The 20,834-nt window shown below is 67.4% G+C and carries 21 protein-coding genes; 11 read left to right on the top strand and 10 right to left on the bottom strand.

The window, feature by feature from the left end; translation table 11 throughout:
* Positions 1-13 precede the first annotated feature (13 nt).
* Complete coding sequence (locus tag A3OK_RS0114480) at positions 14-508, bottom strand: Fur family transcriptional regulator (protein WP_036302865.1); 495 nt, start codon at positions 506-508, stop codon at positions 14-16.
* 132 nt (positions 509-640) lie between these two features.
* Between A3OK_RS0114480 and A3OK_RS24740 the strand changes: the two genes are divergently transcribed.
* The 3 genes from A3OK_RS24740 to A3OK_RS0114495 are packed head-to-tail and all read left to right on the top strand — an operon-like array spanning position 641 to position 2,507.
* Positions 641-772 carry a hypothetical protein gene (locus A3OK_RS24740; RefSeq protein ID WP_019905607.1) on the top strand — a complete coding sequence of 44 codons (132 nt, stop codon included), beginning with the start codon at positions 641-643 and terminating at the stop codon, positions 770-772.
* Positions 773-774: 2 nt separating this feature from the next.
* Positions 775-1,644, top strand: a complete 870-nt coding sequence (locus A3OK_RS0114490) for an ABC transporter ATP-binding protein (RefSeq protein ID WP_019905608.1) — start codon at positions 775-777, stop codon at positions 1,642-1,644.
* A gap of 38 nt (positions 1,645-1,682) precedes the next feature.
* Complete coding sequence (locus A3OK_RS0114495) at positions 1,683-2,507, top strand: metal ABC transporter permease (RefSeq protein WP_196805489.1); 825 nt, start codon at positions 1,683-1,685, stop codon at positions 2,505-2,507.
* A gap of 4 nt (positions 2,508-2,511) precedes the next feature.
* On the opposite strand, the gene A3OK_RS0114500 is transcribed toward A3OK_RS0114495, so the two are convergent.
* On the bottom strand, positions 2,512-3,114 hold the full coding sequence (locus tag A3OK_RS0114500) for an exopolysaccharide biosynthesis protein (protein ID WP_280791123.1): 603 nt from the start codon (positions 3,112-3,114) through the stop codon (positions 2,512-2,514).
* 457 nt (positions 3,115-3,571) lie between these two features.
* Here A3OK_RS0114500 and bcsS point away from each other — a divergent pair, with 457 nt between their 5' ends.
* On the top strand, positions 3,572-4,204 hold the full coding sequence (gene bcsS / locus A3OK_RS0114505; RefSeq protein WP_019905611.1) for a cellulose biosynthesis protein BcsS: 633 nt from the start codon (positions 3,572-3,574) through the stop codon (positions 4,202-4,204).
* A gap of 2 nt (positions 4,205-4,206) precedes the next feature.
* Here the strand turns inward: bcsS and A3OK_RS0114510 are convergent, their stop codons facing one another.
* The gene (locus tag A3OK_RS0114510) at positions 4,207-5,757 is read right to left on the bottom strand and encodes a cryptochrome/photolyase family protein (protein WP_019905612.1); all 1,551 of its coding nucleotides are present in this window, start codon (positions 5,755-5,757) and stop codon (positions 4,207-4,209) included.
* Positions 5,754-6,488 (bottom strand): SDR family oxidoreductase, encoded by a 735-nt coding sequence (locus A3OK_RS0114515; RefSeq protein WP_019905613.1) that lies wholly within the window; start codon positions 6,486-6,488, stop codon positions 5,754-5,756. Before A3OK_RS0114515 ends, A3OK_RS0114510 begins: the two co-directional genes overlap by 4 nt.
* Positions 6,489-6,601: 113 nt before the next feature.
* Between A3OK_RS0114515 and A3OK_RS0114520 the strand changes: the two genes are divergently transcribed.
* Both A3OK_RS0114520 and A3OK_RS23625 read left to right on the top strand, forming a co-directional pair.
* On the top strand, positions 6,602-7,468 hold the full coding sequence (locus tag A3OK_RS0114520) for a formyltransferase family protein (protein WP_019905614.1): 867 nt from the start codon (positions 6,602-6,604) through the stop codon (positions 7,466-7,468).
* A gap of 14 nt (positions 7,469-7,482) precedes the next feature.
* Complete coding sequence (locus tag A3OK_RS23625; RefSeq protein ID WP_019905615.1) at positions 7,483-7,644, top strand: DUF2256 domain-containing protein; 162 nt, start codon at positions 7,483-7,485, stop codon at positions 7,642-7,644.
* Here the strand turns inward: A3OK_RS23625 and A3OK_RS0114530 are convergent, their stop codons facing one another.
* Genes A3OK_RS0114530 through A3OK_RS0114545 form a run of 4 tightly spaced genes read right to left on the bottom strand, consistent with a single transcriptional unit; the run spans position 7,645 to position 10,317 of the window.
* Positions 7,645-8,238, bottom strand: coding sequence for a nucleotidyltransferase family protein (locus A3OK_RS0114530; RefSeq protein ID WP_019905616.1), 594 nt, complete (start codon positions 8,236-8,238; stop codon positions 7,645-7,647).
* A complete protein-coding gene (locus A3OK_RS0114535; RefSeq protein ID WP_019905617.1) occupies positions 8,231-9,271 on the bottom strand; it encodes a molybdopterin-binding protein in 1,041 nt (346 codons plus the stop codon). Before A3OK_RS0114535 ends, A3OK_RS0114530 begins: the two co-directional genes overlap by 8 nt.
* Positions 9,268-9,984, bottom strand: a complete 717-nt coding sequence (locus A3OK_RS0114540) for an XdhC family protein (RefSeq protein WP_019905618.1) — start codon at positions 9,982-9,984, stop codon at positions 9,268-9,270. Before A3OK_RS0114540 ends, A3OK_RS0114535 begins: the two co-directional genes overlap by 4 nt.
* A gap of 9 nt (positions 9,985-9,993) precedes the next feature.
* The gene (locus A3OK_RS0114545; RefSeq protein ID WP_019905619.1) at positions 9,994-10,317 is read right to left on the bottom strand and encodes an XdhC family protein; all 324 of its coding nucleotides are present in this window, start codon (positions 10,315-10,317) and stop codon (positions 9,994-9,996) included.
* Positions 10,318-10,571: 254 nt separating this feature from the next.
* Here A3OK_RS0114545 and A3OK_RS0114550 point away from each other — a divergent pair, with 254 nt between their 5' ends.
* Together A3OK_RS0114550 and infA are read left to right on the top strand one after the other, a co-directional pair.
* Positions 10,572-11,717 carry a branched-chain amino acid ABC transporter substrate-binding protein gene (locus tag A3OK_RS0114550; protein ID WP_019905620.1) on the top strand — a complete coding sequence of 382 codons (1,146 nt, stop codon included), beginning with the start codon at positions 10,572-10,574 and terminating at the stop codon, positions 11,715-11,717.
* Positions 11,718-12,026: 309 nt separating this feature from the next.
* Positions 12,027-12,299, top strand: a complete 273-nt coding sequence (gene infA / locus A3OK_RS0114555; RefSeq protein ID WP_018045296.1) for a translation initiation factor IF-1 — start codon at positions 12,027-12,029, stop codon at positions 12,297-12,299.
* A gap of 193 nt (positions 12,300-12,492) precedes the next feature.
* Here infA and parC read toward each other — a convergent pair whose 3' ends face one another.
* The gene (gene parC, locus A3OK_RS0114560) at positions 12,493-14,745 is read right to left on the bottom strand and encodes a DNA topoisomerase IV subunit A (RefSeq protein WP_019905621.1); all 2,253 of its coding nucleotides are present in this window, start codon (positions 14,743-14,745) and stop codon (positions 12,493-12,495) included.
* 53 nt (positions 14,746-14,798) lie between these two features.
* Entirely contained in the window at positions 14,799-15,539 is a 741-nt protein-coding gene (gene recO / locus A3OK_RS0114565; protein ID WP_019905622.1) for a DNA repair protein RecO, read from the bottom strand.
* A 185-nt stretch (positions 15,540-15,724) separates the two neighbouring features.
* Between recO and A3OK_RS0114570 the strand changes: the two genes are divergently transcribed.
* From A3OK_RS0114570 to putA, 3 genes are all read left to right on the top strand, one after another.
* Entirely contained in the window at positions 15,725-16,126 is a 402-nt protein-coding gene (locus tag A3OK_RS0114570) for a hypothetical protein (RefSeq protein ID WP_051093020.1), read from the top strand.
* Positions 16,127-16,184: 58 nt separating this feature from the next.
* The gene (locus tag A3OK_RS0114575; protein ID WP_019905624.1) at positions 16,185-16,871 is read left to right on the top strand and encodes a gamma-glutamylcyclotransferase; all 687 of its coding nucleotides are present in this window, start codon (positions 16,185-16,187) and stop codon (positions 16,869-16,871) included.
* A 209-nt stretch (positions 16,872-17,080) separates the two neighbouring features.
* Positions 17,081-20,833, top strand: coding sequence for a trifunctional transcriptional regulator/proline dehydrogenase/L-glutamate gamma-semialdehyde dehydrogenase (putA, locus tag A3OK_RS0114580; RefSeq protein ID WP_196805441.1), 3,753 nt, complete (start codon positions 17,081-17,083; stop codon positions 20,831-20,833).
* Position 20,834: the final 1 nt, after the last annotated feature.

A 20,834-nucleotide genomic window follows, 5' to 3' on the forward strand; every position in this document is an offset into this window, starting at 1 on the left:
CTGACCTTCGTCGTTACGAGTGCGGCTCCCGGCCGAGGCAGGCGCCGCACTCGCCCTCCACTTCGAGGATTCGGCTCGATGGCTTGAAACCAGCCTTCGCCAGAGTTCTGTCGAGCTGGTCATCCACCTCAGGCGAGGTCGTCTCGTCGATGCTGCCGCAGGTGCGGCAGATGAGGAAGACGAGCCCGGCCCCCTCTCCATGCTGGTGGGCGCACGACACGAAGGCATTGCGGCTGGCGATGCGGTGGACGAGGCCGTTCTCGGTGAGGAAGTCGAGGGCCCGGTAGACAGACACGGCCGCAACCCGGCGCCCTTGCCCGCTCAGCCGTTCCGCGATGTCGTAGGCACCGAGCGGTTTGGCTTCGGTCGCCACGGCTTCGAGCACGTCGCGCCGCAGCCGCGTGAATTGCAGATCGCGGTCAGCACAGAGGCGCTCCGCCCGCGCGAGGGCATCTGCGGCACTGCCGCAGCAAGCCCCATGATCGTGGACGGCACCATGGTCGTGCACGCCATCCTCCTCTGATCGACGGTCGATGCGTTCCGGCACGTTGAACTCATGCGATGTTACAGTGTATCAGCGCCAGAGATAGTTCGCCGCTCTCGTTCGGGCAATCGGCCCCTTCCTGGTACCCGAACCGCCGTGACGCGTCCTCCCCAGACCAAGCCCTCTCCCCGCCGTTCCCTGTTCCAGGCCGGCGCATCGGCGCGACTGCTGATCGCCGCGATCCTGTCTGGACTGCTCTGGGGCGCGATCTTCTGGGCCATGGGATAACGATGACAGATGCCCTCATCGGGGATGCCCCCGTTCAACCCGGTGCCATCGCCCTGCGCGGTCTGACTCTCGGCTACGACCGCCATCCCGCCGTCCATCACCTCGACGGGACCATCCCTGCCGGAGCTCTTCTTGCCCTCGTCGGTCCCAACGGCGCCGGCAAATCGACCCTGCTGAAGGGGATCATCGGCGAAATCCGCTGCCTCGACGGTCGAATCGATCGGCCCGACCTCGATGGCATCGCCTACCTGCCCCAGGCCGCGGAGATCGACCGCAGCTTTCCCCTGAGCGTCCTCGACCTCGTGGCGATGGGGCGCTGGCGCCGGCTCGGCGCCTGGCGCAGTGCGCGTCCCGATCGCCAGGCTCTGGTCCTCGCCCTCTCGGCCGTCGGTCTCCTCGGCTTCGAGGACCGACTGATCGGAACCCTGTCGGGCGGCCAGTTCCAGCGCGCCTTGTTCGCCCGCCTGATCGTGCAGGATGCCCGGATCATCCTTCTCGACGAACCGTTCACCGGCATCGACGGCCGGACCACATCCGACCTGCTCGCGCTGATCCGAGCTTGGCACAAGGAAGGCCGCACGATCGTCGCCGCTCTCCATGACCTGCATCAGGTCATGGGGTATTTTCCAACGACGCTGCTGCTCGCCCGCGAGCCGGTGGCCTGGGGCGATACCGGAATGGTGCTGACGGAAAAAAACCTCGCCCGCGCCCAAGCCCTGTCTGAGGCCTGGGACGAGGATGCCGCCATCTGCGGACGCGGCGACGGTCATCACCACGCAGCGCCGGGATCGGACGATGGGCATGGGCATGCCCACAGTCACGACCACCCTCATGATCACGATCATCGCCACGATCACGGGCACGCCGCGTGATTGATCTTCTGTTTGGTCCCTTCATCGAGTTCGGCTTCATGCGCCGGGCTCTCGCAGGCTGTTTCGCCCTGTCGCTCTCGGCACCGCCCGTGGGCGTCTTCCTCATGCTGCGGCGCATGAGCCTGATGAGCGACGCCATGAGCCACGCCATTCTGCCGGGCGCCGCCATCGGCTTCCTCGTCGCCGGCCTGTCGCTTCCGGCCATGACCATCGGCGGTCTCGCCGCCGGCCTGCTGGTCGCACTGCTCGCGGGCTTCGTGACCCGCACGACGTCGATCAAGGAGGATGCGAGCCTCGCCGCCTTCTACCTGATCTCGCTGGCGGCCGGCGTACTGCTCGTCTCGCTGCGCGGCTCGCAGATCGACCTCCTGCATATCCTGTTCGGGACGGTGCTGGCCCTCGACGACCCGGCGTTGGTGCTGCTGGGCGGTATCGCCACCGTGACGTTGTTCGCGCTGGCGGCGCTCTATCGGCCCCTCGTCATGGAATGCGTCGATCCGCTATTCCTGCGCACGGTGAGCCGGGCCGGCGGCCCGGTCCATTACGCGTTCCTCGGTCTTGTGGTGATGAACCTCGTCGGAGGGTTCCAGGCCCTCGGGACGCTGCTCGCTGTCGGGCTGATGCTGCTTCCGGCGATTACCGCAAGATTTTGGGCTGCCGACCTGTCAGGCCTGATTCCCATGGCCATGCTGGTGGCGATGGTGTCGAGTTTTGCCGGCCTCACCGCCTCTTACCGCGCCGACCTGCCGACGGGTCCGGCGATCGTGCTGGCGGCGGGCAGCCTCTACCTCCTCTCGCTCCTGTTCGGACCGAGGGGCGGCGTCGTCTGGCGCCTGTTCCGGCCGCGCCACCTCGAAGGCTGAAATCCTACGCGGCGAACAGGCTCATGATGCCCGAGACGATGGCGTAGACGAAGCCCGCATTGAGCAGCACGCCGATCACGCCAACGCCGAGACCGAGAACGACGAGGAGCCCGTCGCGCTCCACGAGACCGAGGCCGACGAGGCAGATCGCGAGCCCGAGCGGAATCTGACCCACCAGCGGCGCTGCCACGACCAGCGCCAAAGACAGGGTGAGCAGGATCAACCCCACCGTCCGCATGCCGAGCCCAGTCTCGAACAGGCTCATCCGCGGGCGCGACCAGCGCTCCAGGCGCCGCAGCAATGGCACCGCGCGCTTGGCGGCCCGCTCCACGTCGCTCCGTGCGATCGAGCGGCGCAGCAGCATGCGAGGAAGCCACGGAGACGACATCCCCGCCGTGATCTGAACGGCCACGAGCAGCAGTAGCAGCCCGCAGACGAGGGGAATCGGCGGCGGCATCGGCAGGCAGTTGGGGAGACCTAGGATGACGATCAGCAGCGCGAAGGCACGGTCCTTCAGCACCGCGAGGATGTCGCCGATCGTCAGCCGATCCGTCTCCTGTGCCGCGAGCACTGTGAGAACTTCGGACGTTCGTGCAGCTGGTGACAAGACAACTCGGCCTTTGGCGACGGTCCTGCCGCGGGCTCTATCCTAGTCCCCGTCCGGCGCCAACCGAATCAGGGATGTTGCTGGCGACGCATCGCCGGTCCGCGATCGGCGAAAACCTCGGCCCACGCGGGCGAGCACGATCCCCACCTCAGATCACGCAACCGACGGCCTTCAAACCTCAAGTATAAATTGCACCCATCAGGCCCATTGAATCGGTCTGTAGCGCAGATCGCCAAGTCCGGCCGACGCCACAACTCACAGCCTGTTTTGCATCAATGGATGCAATTTATGATCGACTTCATAAACTCCCGGTTTGACCAGGGGAGAGCAGCGGCACGTGAGGGAGCCATGTGCAGCGACGATGAGATCCGGGCGCTCGTGCCATCGTGCACTCGCGTATTCCATGGCCGTCTTTCTGGTCCTGGAAAACGGGCCGGTACGGGCGGAGGACGCTTCGATGTCGGCGCTGATCTTCGGCAGTCTCGATGCCGGTCCGTCCGCCTTCATGTCCGCGGGCACGAAAATCACGTTCGATGGGTCCGACCGCGACGGTTTCGCCATTCTCGCGAGTGGCGGCGGAGGAGCGAGAACCGAGCGCGGTCCGACGATCCGGGGCATCACCACGAATCTCACCCGCCAGACAGCAATAGGAGCCGTGCTCGCCGGATACCAATGGTTCCATGATTGGGGTGTCGTAGCCGCCTTCGCCGGCCCTGAAGGAAGCATCGAGCTGGAGCGGAGCGTCGTCGGCAATGTCGTGCAGCCGTTTCGCTACGGCATCAGGCTGCACGGAGAAGTCTGGGCACGCCCGACGGATGCCACCCTTCTCACCGTCACCGCGATCCTTGGCTCGACACGGCAGAGCGCATGGGGCCGGCTCGCCTGGGGCCACGAGATCTGGGGTGCTTATCTCGGCCCCGAGGTCGCCCTCTACGTGGACGGGACCGGCTATTCCAAATTCGGTATCGGCGTGCATGCCACCGACTTTCGCATCGGCGACGTCAGGTTCAGGGCGTCGCTCGGCTACCAGACGGAATCCTCAGGCGATGGAGGCCCCTATCTCACGCTCGGCATCTGGCAGCCCTGGTGATGTCAGACCGGAGCCGAGCGCATCTCGGGACCGCCGAGGAAACGGGCTGCATCGGCGGCAATCTCGCTCCGACGCGAAGGGCTCATCCCGCCGAGGGTGCGGTAGGGCATCGCCAGCCGAGGGTTCCCCTGCAGGCGATCCGCATTTTCGATCAGGAAGTTCCAGTAGAGATAGTTGAAGGGACAGGCGCCCTCGCCGGCTTTGGCCGAGACGTCGTAGGCGCAGGCCGTGCAGTAATCCGACATCCGGTTGATGTAGGCGCCGGAGGCCGCATAGGGCTTCGAGCCCATCACCCCGCCATCGGCCCACAGAGCCATGCCATGGACGTTCGGCAGCTCGACCCATTCGTAGGCATCGGCGTAGACGACGAGATACCATGCCTCAACCTGCGCTGGGGCGAGCCCGGCGAGGAGGGCGAAGTTGCCCGTCACCATCAGCCTCTGAATGTGATGGGCATAGGCATGGGCACGGGTATCGGCAACGCATTGCGCGAGGCAGTTCATGCGCGTCTCGCCGGACCAGTAGAACCACGGCAGGTCGCGCTCGGCGTCGAGCGCATTGGTCTCGGCATAGTCCGGCATCCGCGCCCAATAGAGACCCCGGACGTATTCGCGCCATCCGAGGATCTGGCGGATGAAGCCCTCGACACAGTTTAGCGGCGCACGTCCCTCGTCGTAGGCGCGGGCAGCGGCTCGACAGACCTCTCCCCCGGTGAGCAGGCCAGCGTTGAGCGCTGGGGCAAGAAGGGCGTGATAGAGAAACGGAGCTCCCGTCTTCATCGCGTCCTGGTAGTCGCCGAAATGCGGTAGGCATTCGTCCAGGAAGTGCTTCAGGGCGATGATCGCGTCGCGGCGCGTCACCGGCCAGCGGAATCCATCGAGATCGCCGAAATGGTCGGCGAACGTCTCCGATACCAGGGCGATGACCTCGGACGTGATCGCGGTGGGCTCGAATCCGGGGCGCTCCGGCGGTCGATGTCCACGAGGTAGCGCCTTGCGGTTGTCGTGATCGAAGTTCCACTGCCCGCCCACCGGCTCGCCGTCCTTCATCAGGAACCCGGTACGCTTCCTCATGCCCCGATAGAACGTCTCCATCCGCAAGGCGTGACGGCCTTCTGCCCACGTCGCGAAGTCCGCGCGCGGGCAAAGGAAGCGATGATCGTCGCGAATTTCGACGGGCACCGGCAGGGCACTCCGCCAATCCTGCATCATATCCCAAACGCGCCATTCGCTGGGCTCGGTGACGACGATCCTGTCGGGAGCGTGCCGGGCAATCGCCCGCTCAAGTTCGCCGGTGAACGAGCCTGTATTCCCCGGCGCATCGAGGCGCACGTAATCGACGGTGATGCCGTCCGCCTCCAGATCGGCCGCGAAATGGCGCATGGCGGAAAGCAGGAAGACGATCTTCTGCTTGTGATGGCGGACATGGGTCGCCTCCTCCCACACCTCCACCATGAGAACAACATCGGTCTTAGGATCGAGATCGACGAGGGAAGAGATGCGCCGATGGAGTTGATCTCCGAGGACGAAGCGGAGAGTGCGCGGAGTGGTCACCCCTTCGTGCGCAGCGCCGAGCGGCCACCATCCGCACCGATGATCTGCCCGGTGATCCAGCCCGCCTCCGCGGAGACGAGGAAAGCGGCGAGTCCGCCGATATCGTCGGGAGTGCCAAGTCGCTGTAAGGCGTGCATGGCGGCGATCCCCGAAGCCAGTGTCTCGTTGCCGGTAATCGCGGCGGCGAGCGGCGTGCGAGTCAGCGAGGGGGCGACGACATTGATCCGGATCTGAGGGCTCAATTCGGCGGCGAGCGACAAAGCGAGCCCCTCCACAGCGCCCTTGGCCATGGCGACCGAGGCATGGGCTGGAAATCCCTGCGCCACCGCCACGGTCGAGAACAGGACGACACCCGCTCCCGTCTCGCCCGCACCGGCCTTGAGCGCCGGCGCCGCAGCCTGCAGGGCAAGGAAGGCGCCGAGTGCGTTGAGCTTGAAATCCGTCACCGCGTCGTCCGCGGTGAGTCTCGCCAGGGGCCGAAGGTTGATGGTTCCGACCGCGTAGACGAGCCCGGCCAGGGTGTCGCCAGCCTCTCGCGTCACGGCCGCGAAATGCGAGGGGTCTAAGACATCGCCGGCCGTGAAGGTGGTATCGCCGAGACTGGCAGCGGCCTCTTCGAGCCGCCCGGCATCACGTGCCGCCAGATGCAGCGGGACGCCACGCTTCCGCAGGGCCTGGGCCGTCGCGAAGCCAATGCCGCCCGTCCCACCATAGATCACAACCCGATTCATGACCGCTCCCAATCCGTGCCGGATCGGTTAGGTAAGGCGCTCCATGCTGCCGTGGAGCCCGTGAGGCCCCATCCGTAGAGTCGCACGCCTCGCAACCGCTCCCGGGGACCTCCATGAAGTTCGCCTTCGCCGGCATCGATTTTCTCGGCGGCGTATTCGAAGCCCTGGTGGAAGCCGGATGGACGCCGATCAAGCTGTTCACCCGGCCCTGCGATGGGCTCTACGATCACAACGAGGCGGTGGTGGCCCAAAGCCGCCGGCACCGCATTCCGATGCAGCTGTCGCGGATCAAGCTCGCGGATCTCGACGCCTTGACGCAGGCTCACGGCACCGACTGGGCGTTGGTGGTGGCCGGCTATCCCTGGCTCATCAAGGGCTGGCGCGACCGTGCCGACTACGCCCTCAATTTCCATCCCTCGCCGCTGCCCGTCGGGCGCGGACCCTATCCGCTTTTCAAGGCGATCACGGACGCACGCGAGAGCTGGGGCGTGACGGCGCACGTGCTGGCCGAGGAAGGGTTCGATACGGGCGACATCCTTGCGCAGGAGACCTTCGCGATGTCGCAGCAGGAGACCCACGAGACCCTTCTCGCCAAATGCCAGATCGCAGCCCGGCGGCTGGCCTCGGGGCCGATCGCGCGTGACCTTCCGGCGCGCTGGCGCGTGGCACAGGCGCAAGGGAAAGGCTCCTACTGGCCTCGCGTCACCGACGCGGACAGGACGCTCGATTTCCGGGCCGATGTCGACGCGATCCTGCGGCGCATGCGGGCCTTCGGCACCATCGAGACCATCGCGCGCCTCGGCGACAACCGCGTCTTCGTCGCCGCGGCGGAAGGCTGGCGCGAGCCGCACCGCCACTCGCCTGGAACGATCGTCCACCGCTACCGCCGCCACGTCGTCGTCGCCGCTCGCGACGGCTTCATCCAGATCACCCGCTGGAGTCCAGTCGCGGTCTCGGATGCCGGGCAACTCGGGCGATAGCAGGAGGCTTTCCCATGCCGCGCATGCGCAAGAAGGCGGATCTGCCCACCAAGGTCTGTGTCACCTGCGGCAAACCTTTTGCCTGGCGCAAGAAATGGGAACGGGTCTGGGAGGAGGTGCGCTATTGCTCCGACCGATGCCGGGCCGAAGCCAAGCGGCCGGTCAAAACCTCCTGATCAGCCGCGCGCAGCGTCCATCAAGGCGGCGCGGGTATCGATGTCGAAGGCGACGGCCGCGTCCATCTCCAGCTCGACGATGTCCTGCCGGGCCGCGAGGATGCGCCCGGCGCCGTGATCTCCGGTGAGCGCCGCCAGATCCCGCCCGAGGAGGTGACGGTTGAGGAGAACCGGGTTTCCGCGCAACCCGCGATGGATCGGGACGATCGCGGCCGGCGCCGGGTCGCGGGCCTGAAAGACCTCGACGAGGGATCTGAGATGCATTGCCCGGATGCGGGGCATGTCCCCGAGCATTACGATGGCGCCCGCCACGTCCGGCAAGGCATCCATCCCGCATCGCAAGGACGAGGACAGGCCCTCGGCATAAGCCGGGTTGTCGACGAATCGAACGTCGAGGCCGGACAGCGCCTCCCGGACCGCAACGGCATGAGCGCCGAGCACGACCGCGATCGATCCACATGCGGCGGCGACGGCCGCCTCGGCGGCATGGCGGACGAGTGGCTTGCCGTCGAGGAGACCGAGCATCTTCGGTGCCACACCAAAGCGCGTGCCCTGCCCCGCGGCGAGGAGGACGATGCCGATCGTCTTAGGCATCCTCCCCCGCATTCTCCTCCGCCGCCCTCTCCAGCCCTGAGCGCGGCTGTGGTCGAGACACGATCTCCATGAGAAGACCTCCGACTCCGAGCCCTACGATGTCGCTGCGGCTGACCACAAGGCCCGCGAGAAGGCGGTGGAGAATCCAGTCGAATCCGTTCTCGGCAGGCGAGCGGGCGCAACCCGGCGCGCCGATCACCGGAACCTCTCCGAGCCGGCCGATGAGCAGCAGGTTGCCGGGATCGACGGGCATGCCGAAATGCTCGACCTCCCCGCCCGCCGCCTCGATGCCGACCGGGATCACGTCGCGTCGATCGGCGATGGCCGATGCGCCGAACACCACCACGAGATCCGCCCCGTCGTCGACGACGGACTCGCGGATGGCGGCCGCCACCGCAGAAGCCTCGTGCGAAACCCGGATGTCGGACACGATCTGCGCTCCGGTCGGTGCCAACCGGTGTTCCAGATTACGCAGTGTCTTGACCACGGTGGCCTGTTTCAGTCCCGGCAGCACGGTCGAGACGACGCCTACGCGGCGGCGGCGATAGGGAATGATCGACAGGGCTTCCGGCGTCGCGATCCCGCAAGCATGATCGAGGGCGGAACCGGAGACGGCGTAGGGAATGATCTTGACGGTCGCCACCATCTCGCCGGGAACCACTGGCCGGAACGGCGGCAAGGTCGCCAAAGTGATCGCCTCGTCCACCGCATTCACCGCATCGATGACCGCGCGTTCGATCATCAGGATGCCCGCCACATCGGCGTGCAGGTTGCAACGTCCGGTGAAAGCGGAGCTGGCGGAAAGGCCTGTGCCCGTCACCCGCGCGGCCAGGCAAGCGGCGGCTTCGTCCTCGCCGACGTCACCTGTTTCAAGCGTCACTGCGACCACGCTGTCCAGGCCGGCCTCACCGAGACGGCGCGCATCCTCGTCCGGGATCGGTCGCCCCTTGCGCACGATCACATCATCGGCACGCAGAGTATGGGCCGCGATGAGCCCGGCGGCTTGTGTGATCGCGACCGTCCCGAACTTCACGCAAGCACTCCGCTCTTCGCGGCATGCGGGCGGGCGACGCGCAGGGTCGAGACGATCTGCGCCAGAATGGAGACGGCGATCTCGGCCGGGCTGACTGCTCCGATGTCGAGGCCGATCGGCGCCGCGATCCGCCCGATCTGCTCAGGGGAGAGACCGGCCTGCGAGAGACGCCCGACCCGCGCGGCATGGGTCTTCCGAGAGCCGAGGGCGCCGACATAGAAGCATTCGGCCTTCAGCGCCGCGATCAGCCCCGGATCGTCGATCTTCGGATCATGCGTCAGGGCAGCGACCGCGCAATAGCGATCAAGCGGCGGCAGAGGACCCGCCAAGGCCTCGTCGGGCCATAGCGGCACGAGCGGCACCTCCGGAAATCGCTCGGGCGTGGCAAAGGCGGTGCGCGGATCGATGACGCTCACGGAAAGGTCCAGAGCCGCCGCCATCGGGCACAGCGCCTGACTGATGTGAACCGCACCGATGAGGACGAGCCGCACAGCCGGCGCCTGGACGTTGAGGAAGAGCTGCCGCCCTTCCGCCTCGACGAGGCCGCTCTTCCCCGACGCGAGGCGTCGCGACAGGATATCGGCGAGCGGGTCGGTCGAAATCTCGATCTCTCGGACCAGCCGCTGACTTCCATCATCGAGATCGGTCACGAGCACAGCAGCGCGGCGCGCGGCGCGCTCGGCGTTAAGGGCATGGAGGGAATCGAGCTTCATGGCCCTTCTTCAGTCAATCCGTTCGACGAAAACGCGGATGCGTCCGCCGCAGGAGAGCCCCACCCGCCAAGCGGTCTCATCGGCGACGCCGAATTCGATCACTCGGGGCCGACCATCGGCGATGGCGTCGAGTGCCTCGGTGATGACCGCCCCCTCGACACAACCGCCCGAGACCGAGCCGAGAAAGTTGCCCTCCTCGTCGATGACGAGATGACTCCCGACCGGGCGGGGCGCGGAGCCCCAGGTTTCAACGACGGTCGCGAGGGCGACGCCGCGCCCGCCACGTCGCCAGGCCTCGGCCGCGTTGAGGATATCGGTTTCGGTGGAGAGCATGAGACACCCCGCGCAATGCGGTCGAATGGCACGACGCCACTCACGCAACGTCGCCCCAGGGAGATAAGCTCCGAAGCCGATGGCACAATGCGGAGGCGAAGCCCATGCCATGCTCCTTCCGCGGAGCGTGCCAAGGAGCACATGGTCTCCACCCATCATGAGTGGCGCCAAGTCTCCCAATGAGTGGCGCCAAGTCTCCCAGGCCACGCTATGGAGCATGGACGAGCTTGTCGCCGATACTCGGACCTTTTCCCATGAGACGCATCTTCACTGCCGGCGCCGTAGCGATCCTGTCCGCCCTCGCGGCCTTCTCCTTGGACGCCTCCGCACAAAGTCCGGCTCAGGCCCCGATCCGGATCGGGCTCTCGCTCCCCCTCACCGGGCCGGACGCCGCTTTCGGGCAGGGACTTCGGGCGGGAGCCGAACAGGCGGCGGCGGACCTCAACCGCGCGAGCGGCACGACGGGCCGGAAGATTACCCTTGTGGTTGCCGACGATGCCAGCGACGGCAAACTGGGTCTCGCAACGGCGAGAAAGTTCGCAGCGGATCGGATCGGCCTCGTCGTCGGGCCATTCAACGCTGCCGTGGCAGCCACGGCGCTTCCGATTTACGAGGAGGCGGGGATTGTCGCAGTGACGCCCGGCATCACGTGGCCGAGGCTGACGGCACGCGGAGCCTGGAACGTCTTCCGCATCGGCGGCAGCGATGCCGAGCAGGGCCCGATCGCAGGAAGCTATCTCGCGGAGCGATTCCGCGCCCGGCGGATCGGCCTCGTCCACGACAAGAGTACGTTCGGTCGCGGTCTCGTCGACGACGTGGCCCGCACCCTCAAGGCGAACGGGCAGACGGAAGCCGCCTTCGAGAGCCTGAATCGTGGCGACAAGGACCTGTCGGCCCTCGTCGCCCGCCTGAAGCGCGCACAGGTCGAGGTCGTCTATTTCGGCGGCCTCGCTCCGGAAGCAGGGATGCTGATCCGGGCCTTGCGGGAGGCCGGTCTCTCCGTTCCCCTCGTCGGGAGCGACGGATTGCTCGACAAGGATTTCGCCGCCGGAGCGGGCCCAGGCGCCGAGGGGACCGTGATGACCACCCTGCCGGAGCCGCGAAAGCTGCCTGAATCGAAGGGGCTGGCGGCTAGATCACGCACGCCCGAGGCCGACATGTTCGCGGCGCAGGGCTATGCAGCGGTGGAAATTCTCAAACAGGCGGTGGATCAGGCAAGATCGGCGGATGGCCACAAGGTCGCCGCCTTCCTCCACGGAGGCTTGCCGCTGAAGACAGCCATCGGAGAGGTCGCCTTCGATCAAAAGGGCGATCCCAAGAGTCCCGGCTATGCGCTGCAGGTTTGGAAGAAGACGCCCGATGGCCGCATCGATTATCTCGGCAATGGCGTCACGCCTTGATGCCTGCAGTCAGATCGCATCTCGACCACGGCTCCCCGCAGATGCAGCCGTGGCTGCCGGGGTGATCGCTCAGTTGAAGGCCCGCGAAGATTTCCTGGCATCAGGACACAGCGTGCTTTTCTGTCGACGGGATAGCGTTGCCGGCGGTAAAAGCTTGCTTACGGGCGGCGTGAACATTATGTCGTGCCGACGCTCGCCGGTGTTGCGCATCCGATGGGATCGGACCCGCCGCCCGTAGCGTTTTGCCGAACGGCTATGTTTTTGGTGTCCCGGAATGCCCCGTTCTGGCGTTCCGGCTGGAGAGTGTGGATGGCGAAAGAAGAGTTGATGCAGTTCGACGGTCTCGTGATCGAGATCCTGCCGGACGCACGCTACCGCGTGCAGCTCGACCAGGGCCACGAGATCGTGGCCTACACGGCCGGCAAGATGAAGAAGAACCGCATCAAGACTCTGGCGGGCGACCGCGTCACCGTCGAGATGTCGCCTTACGACCTCGAGAAGGGCCGCCTCGTCTTCCGTCACAAGGATGAGCGCTCCTCCGGCCCGCGTCCGCCGATCCGCGGTCAGTTCCGCCGCCGCTGAACTTTTCCTCTCCCGCGACCCGCGTCTCGTCCCTTCGTGCTGTGCTGCAGCGGGAAGGCCGGGGACGCTGAGCGAACGACAGCGCCGGACTTCGGCGATTGTCCGCGTCGACCGATCCCGGGCTCCGCCGCGCGGCCCCGGGACGATGAATCGGCCTTGAACATCCGGACGCCCTACGCGCCGTCCGCCCTGTTCACTTCCCGAACCGATCGAATTTCGGGAAGCTGCGGGTCATCAGAGTGCCGGCTTCGGCCCGGTGGCCCATCCATTTCTCCAGCAGAGCGGCATTGGCGAGACGCTCCTGGCCGGCGCCGTCGCGCCAGGGCAGGCCCTCGGCAAGGGTGAAGACGTATGCGTCCGTCAGCGTGCTCTGGCGGCACCGCTGCAGGCGCACGCCCTTGCCGCGTGACAGTTCCGGCAGTTCGGAGATCGGGAAGACGAGTAACAGCCTGTCGGCGCTGCACACCGCTACGTGGTCACCGGTCCCGGCAGGTACGAGCAGGCCTGCTTCGGAGGGCTCGTCGAGGCCGATGATGCCCTTGCCCTTGCGGGTATTGGCCACCAGCGCATCGGCCGGGGCGAGGAAGCCACGCCCATCCGAGCCCGCCACGAGGAGCTTGCCGCTCGGCTGATACGGCAGAGCGGCGACGATCTCGGCACCATCGTCGAAATCCACCATCAGCCGGATCGGGTCACCGAAGCCGCGGCCGCCGGGAAGCTTGGCGGCCTCGAGGGTGAACACCTTGCCGTTGGAGGCGAGGACGAGGATCTTGGCCGTGGTTTCGCTGAAGAACGAGATCTTCAGACCGTCATCGCCCCTGAACGCGACGCCCGACAGATCGGCGACATGGCCCTTCAGCGCGCGGACCCAGCCCTTGTTGGAGACGATGACGGTGATCGGCTCGCGCTCGACCATGGCCGAGGTGAAGTCGATGCCCGCGGTGTCGGGTGGGTTCTCCAAGGTGGTGCGGCGAGCGCCGAGCTTGGTCTCCGGGCCGAAGGTCTTCTTCACCGCGCGGATCTGCTTGGTGATATCCGTCCACTGCATCTTCTCGGAGCCGAGCAGCTCTTCGAGACCGTCCTTTTCCTTCGTCAGCGTATCGAGCTCGCGCTTCAGCTCCATCTCCTCGAGCTTGCGCAAGGAGCGCAGGCGGGTGTCGAGGATGGCGTTGGCCTGAAGCTCGGTGAGTTCGAACCGCTTCATCAGGGACGGCTTCGGCTCGTCCTCCTCGCGGATGATGCGGATCACCTCGTCGAGGTCGAGATAGACGATGAGCAGGCCGCCGAGGATTTCGAGCCGGCGCTCGATCTGTGCCAGGCGGTGGCGCGAACGGCGCTGGAGCACGACGCGACGATGGTCGAGCCATTCGCGCAGAGCTTCGGCGAGGCCGATCACACGCGGGACGAGGCCGCCCACGAGCACGTTCATGTTGAGCGGAATGCGGGCTTCGAGTTCGGTGAGCCGGAACAGCGATTCCATCAGGATCACCGGATCGACGCTGCGTGAGCGCGGCTCCAGCACCACGCGGACGTCCTCGGCCGATTCGTCGCGAACGTCGGCCAGCAGCGGCAGCTTCTTCTCCTGCAGTAGCTCGGCCAGTTTCTCGATGAGCCGCGCCTTCGGAACGCCGTAGGGAATCTCGGTGACGACGATGGTCCAGGTGCCGCGCCCGAGATCCTCCTTCGCCCAGCGCGCCCGTACCCGGAAGCCGCCTCGCCCGGTGCGATAGGCTTCGGCGATCGACTCCGCGCTGTCGATGAGGATACCGCCGGTGGGAAAATCCGGTCCCTTCACGAACGTGAGGAGCTGGGCCGAGGTCGCCTCGCGATGGCCGATGAGGTAGAGCGCCGCGTCACACAGCTCGGCCGCATTGTGGGGTGGAATCGAGGTGGCCATGCCCACCGCGATGCCTTGGCTGCCGTTGGCGAGAAGGTTCGGGAAGGCCGCCGGCAGGACGATGGGCTCATCCTTCTCGCCGTTATAGGAGGGCCGGAAATCGACCGTGTCCTCGTCGATCCCGTCGAGCAGCAGGCGCGCCACTTCCGTCAGGCGGGCCTCGGTGTAGCGGTAGGCGGCGGGCCCATCGCCGTCGATGTTGCCGAAATTGCCCTGACCGTCGACCAGCGGATAACGCTGCGCGAAATCCTGCGAGAGGCGCACCAGCGCGTCGTAGATCGCCTGGTCGCCATGGGGATGGAAGTCGCCCATCACGTCGCCGACGATCTTCGCGCATTTCTTGAAGGCGGTGTTCGGGTCGAGACGCAGGAGCCGCATACCGTAGAGGATACGGCGATGGACCGGCTTGAGACCGTCGCGGGCATCGGGCAGCGCCCGGTTCATGATGGTCGAGAGCGCATAGGCGAAGTAGCGCTCTTCCAGCGCCGACTTCAGTTCGACGCTCTCGATACCGTCGGATCCCGACGGTGGATCGAAGGGCTGGCCCATGGCGAACTCCTGGGCCAGACAGGACCCATTTCAGAACAAAAGAAGAACGGAGCTTAAGCGCTCTGCGTCCCAAGCGCAACGAATCGCGCCCGCTCCGCTGGGGGGGCGATCGCGCGCGGTCCCCAGATGTGCTGGTCGAGGAAATACCCCGTCAAGGTAAATCCATTGGTCACGTCCTTCTCGTCGGGAGGCATGAAGCCGGTTCGCCCACCATCCCGATCGAGAAGGAAGCCCGGCAACGCCAGCAATCTGTCGCGAAACGGCTCCCCGGCCGAAGCGCTGACGGCCCGCCCGGTCCTGGGCGAGACGTAGATCAGGGCGTCGTTGCCGCCGGTGGCGGCGCAAGCCGTGAGATCGAGCCCGAAGCCGAGTTCGGAGAGGATCGCGAGTTCGAACCGTACCATCAGGAGGGGCGCGATCACGCGGTCGTCGAGATGGGCGATGAGCACCCGGGCCGCCTCGTAGAGGGCAGAATGGGGATCGCGCTCGGGCAGGAGCCGAAGAAGCGCCGCCATATGAGTCACGCCGTAAAGAGCGAGACCCGAGCCCATGAGCCGCGCGGCAACGGATTCGAGGGGCTCCACCGCGAAGGCACCGAGGCTGTCGTCGAGGCGCGCGCGCCAGGTGAGACGGACATGGTTGCCGGCCTGAAGCACCGGCTGCATCCGCCGCGACCGGCCGCCATGGACGAGGCCGAGATGGCGGCCGTGCCGGGCGGTCATCACTTCGAGGATGACGCCCGTCTCGCCCTGCCTGCGCAGCCCCAGCACCACGCCGTCGTCGGTCCATTGCATGGCCCTTCCATAAGGCGCTGCGGTTGCGTTGGAAACGGGCCGACAGTTCGGTGCCCCCCCTAGATTGTACGACCTACTACATTCCCGTTCAGCGTGTTTAAGGCTAAGCTTCGCGCGCCTCCGTCGGGTTCTCGCCTGTCATCATTCTTTACCGACGCGGCCTCATGGGGGACGAGCGGATGTCGATGCTGCGATGCCTTGTCGGCGCAACGATCGGCTTCGTCGCCGTCACGCTCGGTGGATGCGGGCGGCCCGATCCGGCGCCCGCTCCCGGCGCCACCTTCACCCTGCGCGAGCGGGTGGCGGCCCTGGCACTGCGCCAGAGCGCCTTCGGCTCGATCTCCGTCATTCCGGTGCGGTTCGAGCACAGCCGCATCGCCGGGCCGTTCCAGGATGACGGCCGTACACTCTACTGCGTGTCGAGCCGGATGATGGGCCGCCGCTTCCTCAAGGGCGAGAAGGCCAAGGCCGTGATCCGCGAGGAAGCCGGCAAGCTCAGCATCCTCGATGATGTCGAGGAGGTCTGCGAGGGCCACCGGACGGAGCCTTTCAAGGAGTTGGAGGCGCTGGGGAACGCGAAAAGTTGACGGCAAACCGTTTCCGAACGGGTTGTCCATCCCGACCGCGGATGGTCCGATACGATCCATGCGGCATCGTACACTCTCACTGACCCTGGATCTCATCGCCCGCGCCCATCCGACACCGGTCGCCGACGATGCGAGCGCCCTGCATCTCCTCAGCGATCTCGACCTTGCGCCGGGCCTCGAGCGGATGCTCGGGCACAGGCCCGCGGGGGATGAAGGACTCTGGGTGTTCGGCTACGGCTCGTTGATCTGGCAGCCGGAATTCGCCGTGGCCGAGCGGCGCATCGGCACGGTGCGGGGCTATCATCGCCGCTTCTGCCTGTTGCAACGGCGATTTCGCGGGAGCCGCGACCGGCCGGGCCTCGTCCTCGCCCTCGACCGGGGCGGCATCTGTCGCGGAATCGTGTTTCGCCTGAAGGGGTTGGACCCGGCCGCGACCCTGATGCCGGTCTGGCGCCGGGAGATGCGCGGCAGCGGCTACGAGGGACGCTGGGTCGTGGTCGAGACCGAAACCGGGCCGGTGACGGCACTGACCTTCGTGGTGAATCGCACCAGCGACCGCTATACCGGGCGGCTCGGCGAGGAGGCGATCGCCGACAGGATCGCCACGGGGGCGGGGCATCTCGGACCCAGCGCGGAATATCTCTTCCGCACGGCGCAGGCCTGCGCGGAAGCCGGCATCCTCGACGACCATCTCTGGCGCTTGCAGCATCTCGTGGCCGAACGTCTCGAGACTGCGCAGCGATAGCTCAACCCGTTGTCCCGTCTTACTTTTTTTCGCAAGATGGGCGACTTCTTCCCCTCCTGACACGCCGCAGGCGATGCGGCATGATCAGCGTTCGATCCTTGACGCGTCCGGTTTCCACGGCGGCGGACGGGCGCTTTTGGAGCATCGTCCGTCAGGGAAGGCAGAACACCGGCGGCCGCCCGGTGCAACGGCGGGAAAGCCTCGACACCATGAACCACGGCCTGGACCTTGCGCCGACGACGCCGGATCGGAGGGCGCCTTTCACCGGATTGGAGGGGCCGAAAGCCCCGATCGAGGCGCTCCGGGCCAGAATCCGGGCCGCCCATCGTCTCCCTGAATCCGGCTGCCTCACCTCCCTGATGGACGAGGCGGATCAGAGCCTGGCCGAGGATGCCGAGGCGACGCGCCTGGCGACCCATCTCGTCGCGACCCTGCGCGCAAAGGGCTCGCGCGGCCCGGTCGAGGAGCTGATGCGCGAGTTCAGCCTGTCGAGCGCCGAGGGCGTCGCCCTGATGTGCCTCGCCGAAGCGCTTCTGCGCATCCCGGATTCGGCGAGCCGCGATGCGCTGATCCGCGACAAGATCGGACATGGCGATTGGCGGTCGCATCTCGGCCATGCCACGTCCCTGTTCACCGGCGCGGCCACCTGGGGCCTCGTCCTGACGGGGCGGGTGGTCCGGGCCGAGGACGAGGCCGGCCTTCCGGCGGCACTGACGCGCGTCCTGAGGCGCGCGGGCGAGCCGGCCATCCGCATGGGCATCGATCTGGCGATGCGGATGCTCGGCGGCCAGTTCGTCACCGGCCGCAGCATCGGCGAGGCGCTTCGCAACAGCCGGCAGAGGGAGGCCAAGGGCTTCCGCTATTCCTACGACATGCTCGGCGAGGCGGCGGTGACCGCAGCGGACGCGACCCGCTATGGCCAGGATTATGCCGAGGCCATCGCGGCGATCGGCGCGGCCTCGCGCGGGCGCGGTCCGCTCGCCGGGCCGGGCATCTCGGTCAAGCTCTCCGCGCTGCATCCGCGTTATGCCCGGGCCCAGCGCAAGAGGGTGATGGACGAGCTGCTGCCGCGCCTGATGGAACTCGCTCTCGCGGCGAGCCGCCACGATATCGGATTCAACATCGACGCCGAGGAGACCGAACGGCTCGACCTGTCCCTCGACCTTCTCGAAGCCCTGGCGATGGACGAGCGCCTCGCCGGCTGGGACGGGCTCGGCTTCGTCGTCCAGGCCTACCAGAAACGCGCGCTCCCGGTGCTGGACTTCGTCATCGATCTCGCGCGCCGGAGCGGGCACCGCCTCATGGTCCGCCTGGTCAAGGGCGCGTACTGGGATTCGGAGATCAAGCGCGCGCAGGTCGATGGGCTCGACGGTTTCCCGGTCTTCACCCGGAAGCTGCATACCGACGTGTCGTATCTCGCCTGCGCCCGCAGGCTGCTGGCGGCCGGCGAGGCGGTGTTTCCCCAATTCGCGACCCACAATGCCCGCACGCTCGCCGACATCGTCGCCCTGGCGGGAGAGGATTTCGAGTCCGGCGATTACGAGTTCCAATGCCTCCACGGCATGGGCGAGACGCTCTACGAGGAGGTCGTCGGCGGCACGGTCATCGACCGGCCGTGCCGGATCTACGCGCCGGTGGGCACGCACGAAACCCTGCTCGCCTATCTCGTCCGGCGCCTCCTCGAGAACGGCGCCAATTCCTCCTTCGTCAACCGCATCGCCGACCCGGCGGTGCCGGTGGGCGACCTCGTCGCCAACCCCGTCGAGCGGGCGCGCCGGGTGGTGCCGCCGGGGTCGGGCCATCCGGGGATCGCCCTCCCGCGCGACATCTTCGGCCCGAGCCGCAGGAACTCGCGCGGCCTCGACCTTGCCGACGAGGGCGTGCTCGCGGCGCTCGGCGCGGCCCTGCGGATGGGCGCGGCGACACCGCGACTGTGCCGGCCGGTTCCGGGCGATGGCGGCGAGGGCAAGGGACGCGCCGTGCCCAACCCGGCCGACACAGACGATCTCGTCGGCCACGTGGTCGAGGCGGATGATGCCACCGTGGATGCCGCCCTCGCGCTGGCGGGGCCAGCCGCTGCCGGCTGGGCCGCGACGCCGCCGTCGCGGCGGGCCGAGATCCTGAACGCGGCGGCCGACCGGATCGAGACGCGGCGCGACGCGTTCCTCGGTCTGCTGGTGCGCGAAGCGGGCAAGTCCCTCGCCAATGCCGTCGGCGAGATCCGCGAGGCGGTGGATTTCCTGCGCTATTACGCGGCGCAGGCGATGGACTTCGAGACCTCGACCCACCGGCCCCTCGGAGCGGTCGCCTGTATCAGTCCGTGGAATTTCCCCCTCGCCATCTTCACCGGGCAGGTCGCGGCGGCGCTCGCCGCCGGCAACGCCGTTCTCGCCAAGCCCGCCGAGGAGACGCCCCTGGTGGCCGGGCTCGCAGTGGAGATCCTGATCGAGGCCGGGATTCCGGACGGCGTGCTCGCGCTGCTGCCGGGAGACGGACGTGTCGGCGCCCGCCTCGTCGCCGACACGCGTATCGGCGGCGTCCTGTTCACCGGCTCGACCGAGGTCGCCAAGCGGATCCAGGCCGAACTCGCCGGGCGGCTCGGTCCCGATGGGCGACCGATCCCGTTCGTGGCCGAGACCGGCGGCCAGAACGTCATGGTGGTCGATTCCTCCGCCCTGCCGGAACAGGTCGTCGCCGATGTGGTGATGTCGGCCTTCGACTCGGCCGGCCAGCGCTGTTCGGCGCTGCGCGTGCTCTGCCTGCAGGAAGACATCGCCGACCGAACCCTCACCATGCTCGAAGGGGCCATGGCCGAGCTGACCGTCGGCAATCCCGACCGGCTCGCCACCGATGTCGGGCCGGTGATCAGCGAGGAGGCCCGGCAGTCGATCGAGGCGCATGTGGCGCGGATGCGGGAGCGCGGCCATGCCGTCCACCGGGTCGCGCTACCGCCCGCCTGCGCGGCGGGCCATTTCGTCCCGCCGACCCTCATCGCCATCGACGGTCTCGACGATCTCGCCGGCGAAGTGTTCGGCCCGGTGCTCCACGTCCTGCGTTTCGAGCGCGGCGGGCTCGACAGGCTCGTCGGCGCCATCAACGAGACCGGCTACGGCCTGACCTTCGGCGTCCATAGCCGGATCGACGCCACCGTCGCGCACCTCGTGGAGCGGGTCGATGCGGGCAACCTCTACGTCAACCGCACGCTCATCGGCGCCGTGGTCGGCCTCCAGCCCTTCGGCGGCGAGGGTCTGTCGGGGACGGGACCGAAGGCCGGCGGCCCGCTCTATCTGCGCCGGCTCCTGGCCGCCGCGCCCGCGGAGAACGGCCTGCCCTCAACCGGCCTGCCCTCCACCGCGATGCCCGACATGCTGACATCCCTGCGCGACGCGCTGAGGGCGGCGGGGCGGGAGCGGGATGCGGCGCGGTGCGAGGCCTATGCCGGCCGCAGCCTCGTCGGCCTCGACATCGCCCTGCCCGGCCCGGTCGGCGAGAGCAATCGCTACAGCCTGCATCCGCGCGGGCGGGTTCTCTGCCTGCCGGCCTCGGAGGCCGGATTGTTCGCGCAGATCGCCGCCTGCCTCGCCACCGGCAATGCGATCCGGCTCGCCCCGCCTGCCGGCCTGCGCCCCGCCCTCGACACGCTGCCGACGGAGCTTCGGCGCGTCATCGAGCTGGCGGACGAGCCGGAGAGCGTGGGCTGCGCCGCGATCCTGGTGGAGGGTGAGGCCGACGCGATCCTCTCAGCGACGCGCCGGGCCGCCGCACGCCCCGGCGCCATCATCCCGGTCCTCGGCCTGTCGCCGGGCGGGCTGGAAGGGCAAGCCGAGGAGTTTCCCCTGGAATGGCTCCTGCGCGAACGCAGCGTCAGCACCAACACCGCCGCGGCGGGGGGCAATGCCACCCTGTTGAACCTCGGCGACGACAATCATGGCGCTGCACCGCCGACGCCCCCCTCATCGTGAG

The organism is Methylobacterium sp. 77 (assembly GCF_000372825.1).
Lineage (GTDB): Bacteria > Pseudomonadota > Alphaproteobacteria > Rhizobiales > Beijerinckiaceae > Methylobacterium.

What these genes read in the sequence shown, in the direction of transcription:
- A3OK_RS0114490 (WP_019905608.1), top strand. Translation starts at nt 775, where the DNA reads ATGACAGATGCCCTCATCGGGGATGCCCCCGTTCAACCCGGTGCCATC.
- A3OK_RS0114495 (WP_196805489.1), top strand. Translation starts at nt 1,683, where the DNA reads ATGCGCCGGGCTCTCGCAGGCTGTTTCGCCCTGTCGCTCTCGGCACCG.
- bcsS (WP_019905611.1), top strand. Translation starts at nt 3,572, where the DNA reads ATGTCGGCGCTGATCTTCGGCAGTCTCGATGCCGGTCCGTCCGCCTTC.
- A3OK_RS0114515 (WP_019905613.1), bottom strand. Translation starts at nt 6,488, where the DNA reads ATGAATCGGGTTGTGATCTATGGTGGGACGGGCGGCATTGGCTTCGCG.
- A3OK_RS0114520 (WP_019905614.1), top strand. Translation starts at nt 6,602, where the DNA reads ATGAAGTTCGCCTTCGCCGGCATCGATTTTCTCGGCGGCGTATTCGAA.
- A3OK_RS23625 (WP_019905615.1), top strand. Translation starts at nt 7,483, where the DNA reads ATGCCGCGCATGCGCAAGAAGGCGGATCTGCCCACCAAGGTCTGTGTC.
- A3OK_RS0114530 (WP_019905616.1), bottom strand. Translation starts at nt 8,238, where the DNA reads ATGCCTAAGACGATCGGCATCGTCCTCCTCGCCGCGGGGCAGGGCACG.
- A3OK_RS0114540 (WP_019905618.1), bottom strand. Translation starts at nt 9,984, where the DNA reads ATGAAGCTCGATTCCCTCCATGCCCTTAACGCCGAGCGCGCCGCGCGC.
- A3OK_RS0114545 (WP_019905619.1), bottom strand. Translation starts at nt 10,317, where the DNA reads ATGCTCTCCACCGAAACCGATATCCTCAACGCGGCCGAGGCCTGGCGA.
- A3OK_RS0114550 (WP_019905620.1), top strand. Translation starts at nt 10,572, where the DNA reads ATGAGACGCATCTTCACTGCCGGCGCCGTAGCGATCCTGTCCGCCCTC.
- infA (WP_018045296.1), top strand. Translation starts at nt 12,027, where the DNA reads ATGGCGAAAGAAGAGTTGATGCAGTTCGACGGTCTCGTGATCGAGATC.
- parC (WP_019905621.1), bottom strand. Translation starts at nt 14,745, where the DNA reads ATGGGCCAGCCCTTCGATCCACCGTCGGGATCCGACGGTATCGAGAGC.
- recO (WP_019905622.1), bottom strand. Translation starts at nt 15,539, where the DNA reads ATGCAATGGACCGACGACGGCGTGGTGCTGGGGCTGCGCAGGCAGGGC.
- A3OK_RS0114570 (WP_051093020.1), top strand. Translation starts at nt 15,725, where the DNA reads ATGCTGCGATGCCTTGTCGGCGCAACGATCGGCTTCGTCGCCGTCACG.
- A3OK_RS0114575 (WP_019905624.1), top strand. Translation starts at nt 16,185, where the DNA reads ATGCGGCATCGTACACTCTCACTGACCCTGGATCTCATCGCCCGCGCC.
- putA (WP_196805441.1), top strand. Translation starts at nt 17,081, where the DNA reads ATGAACCACGGCCTGGACCTTGCGCCGACGACGCCGGATCGGAGGGCG.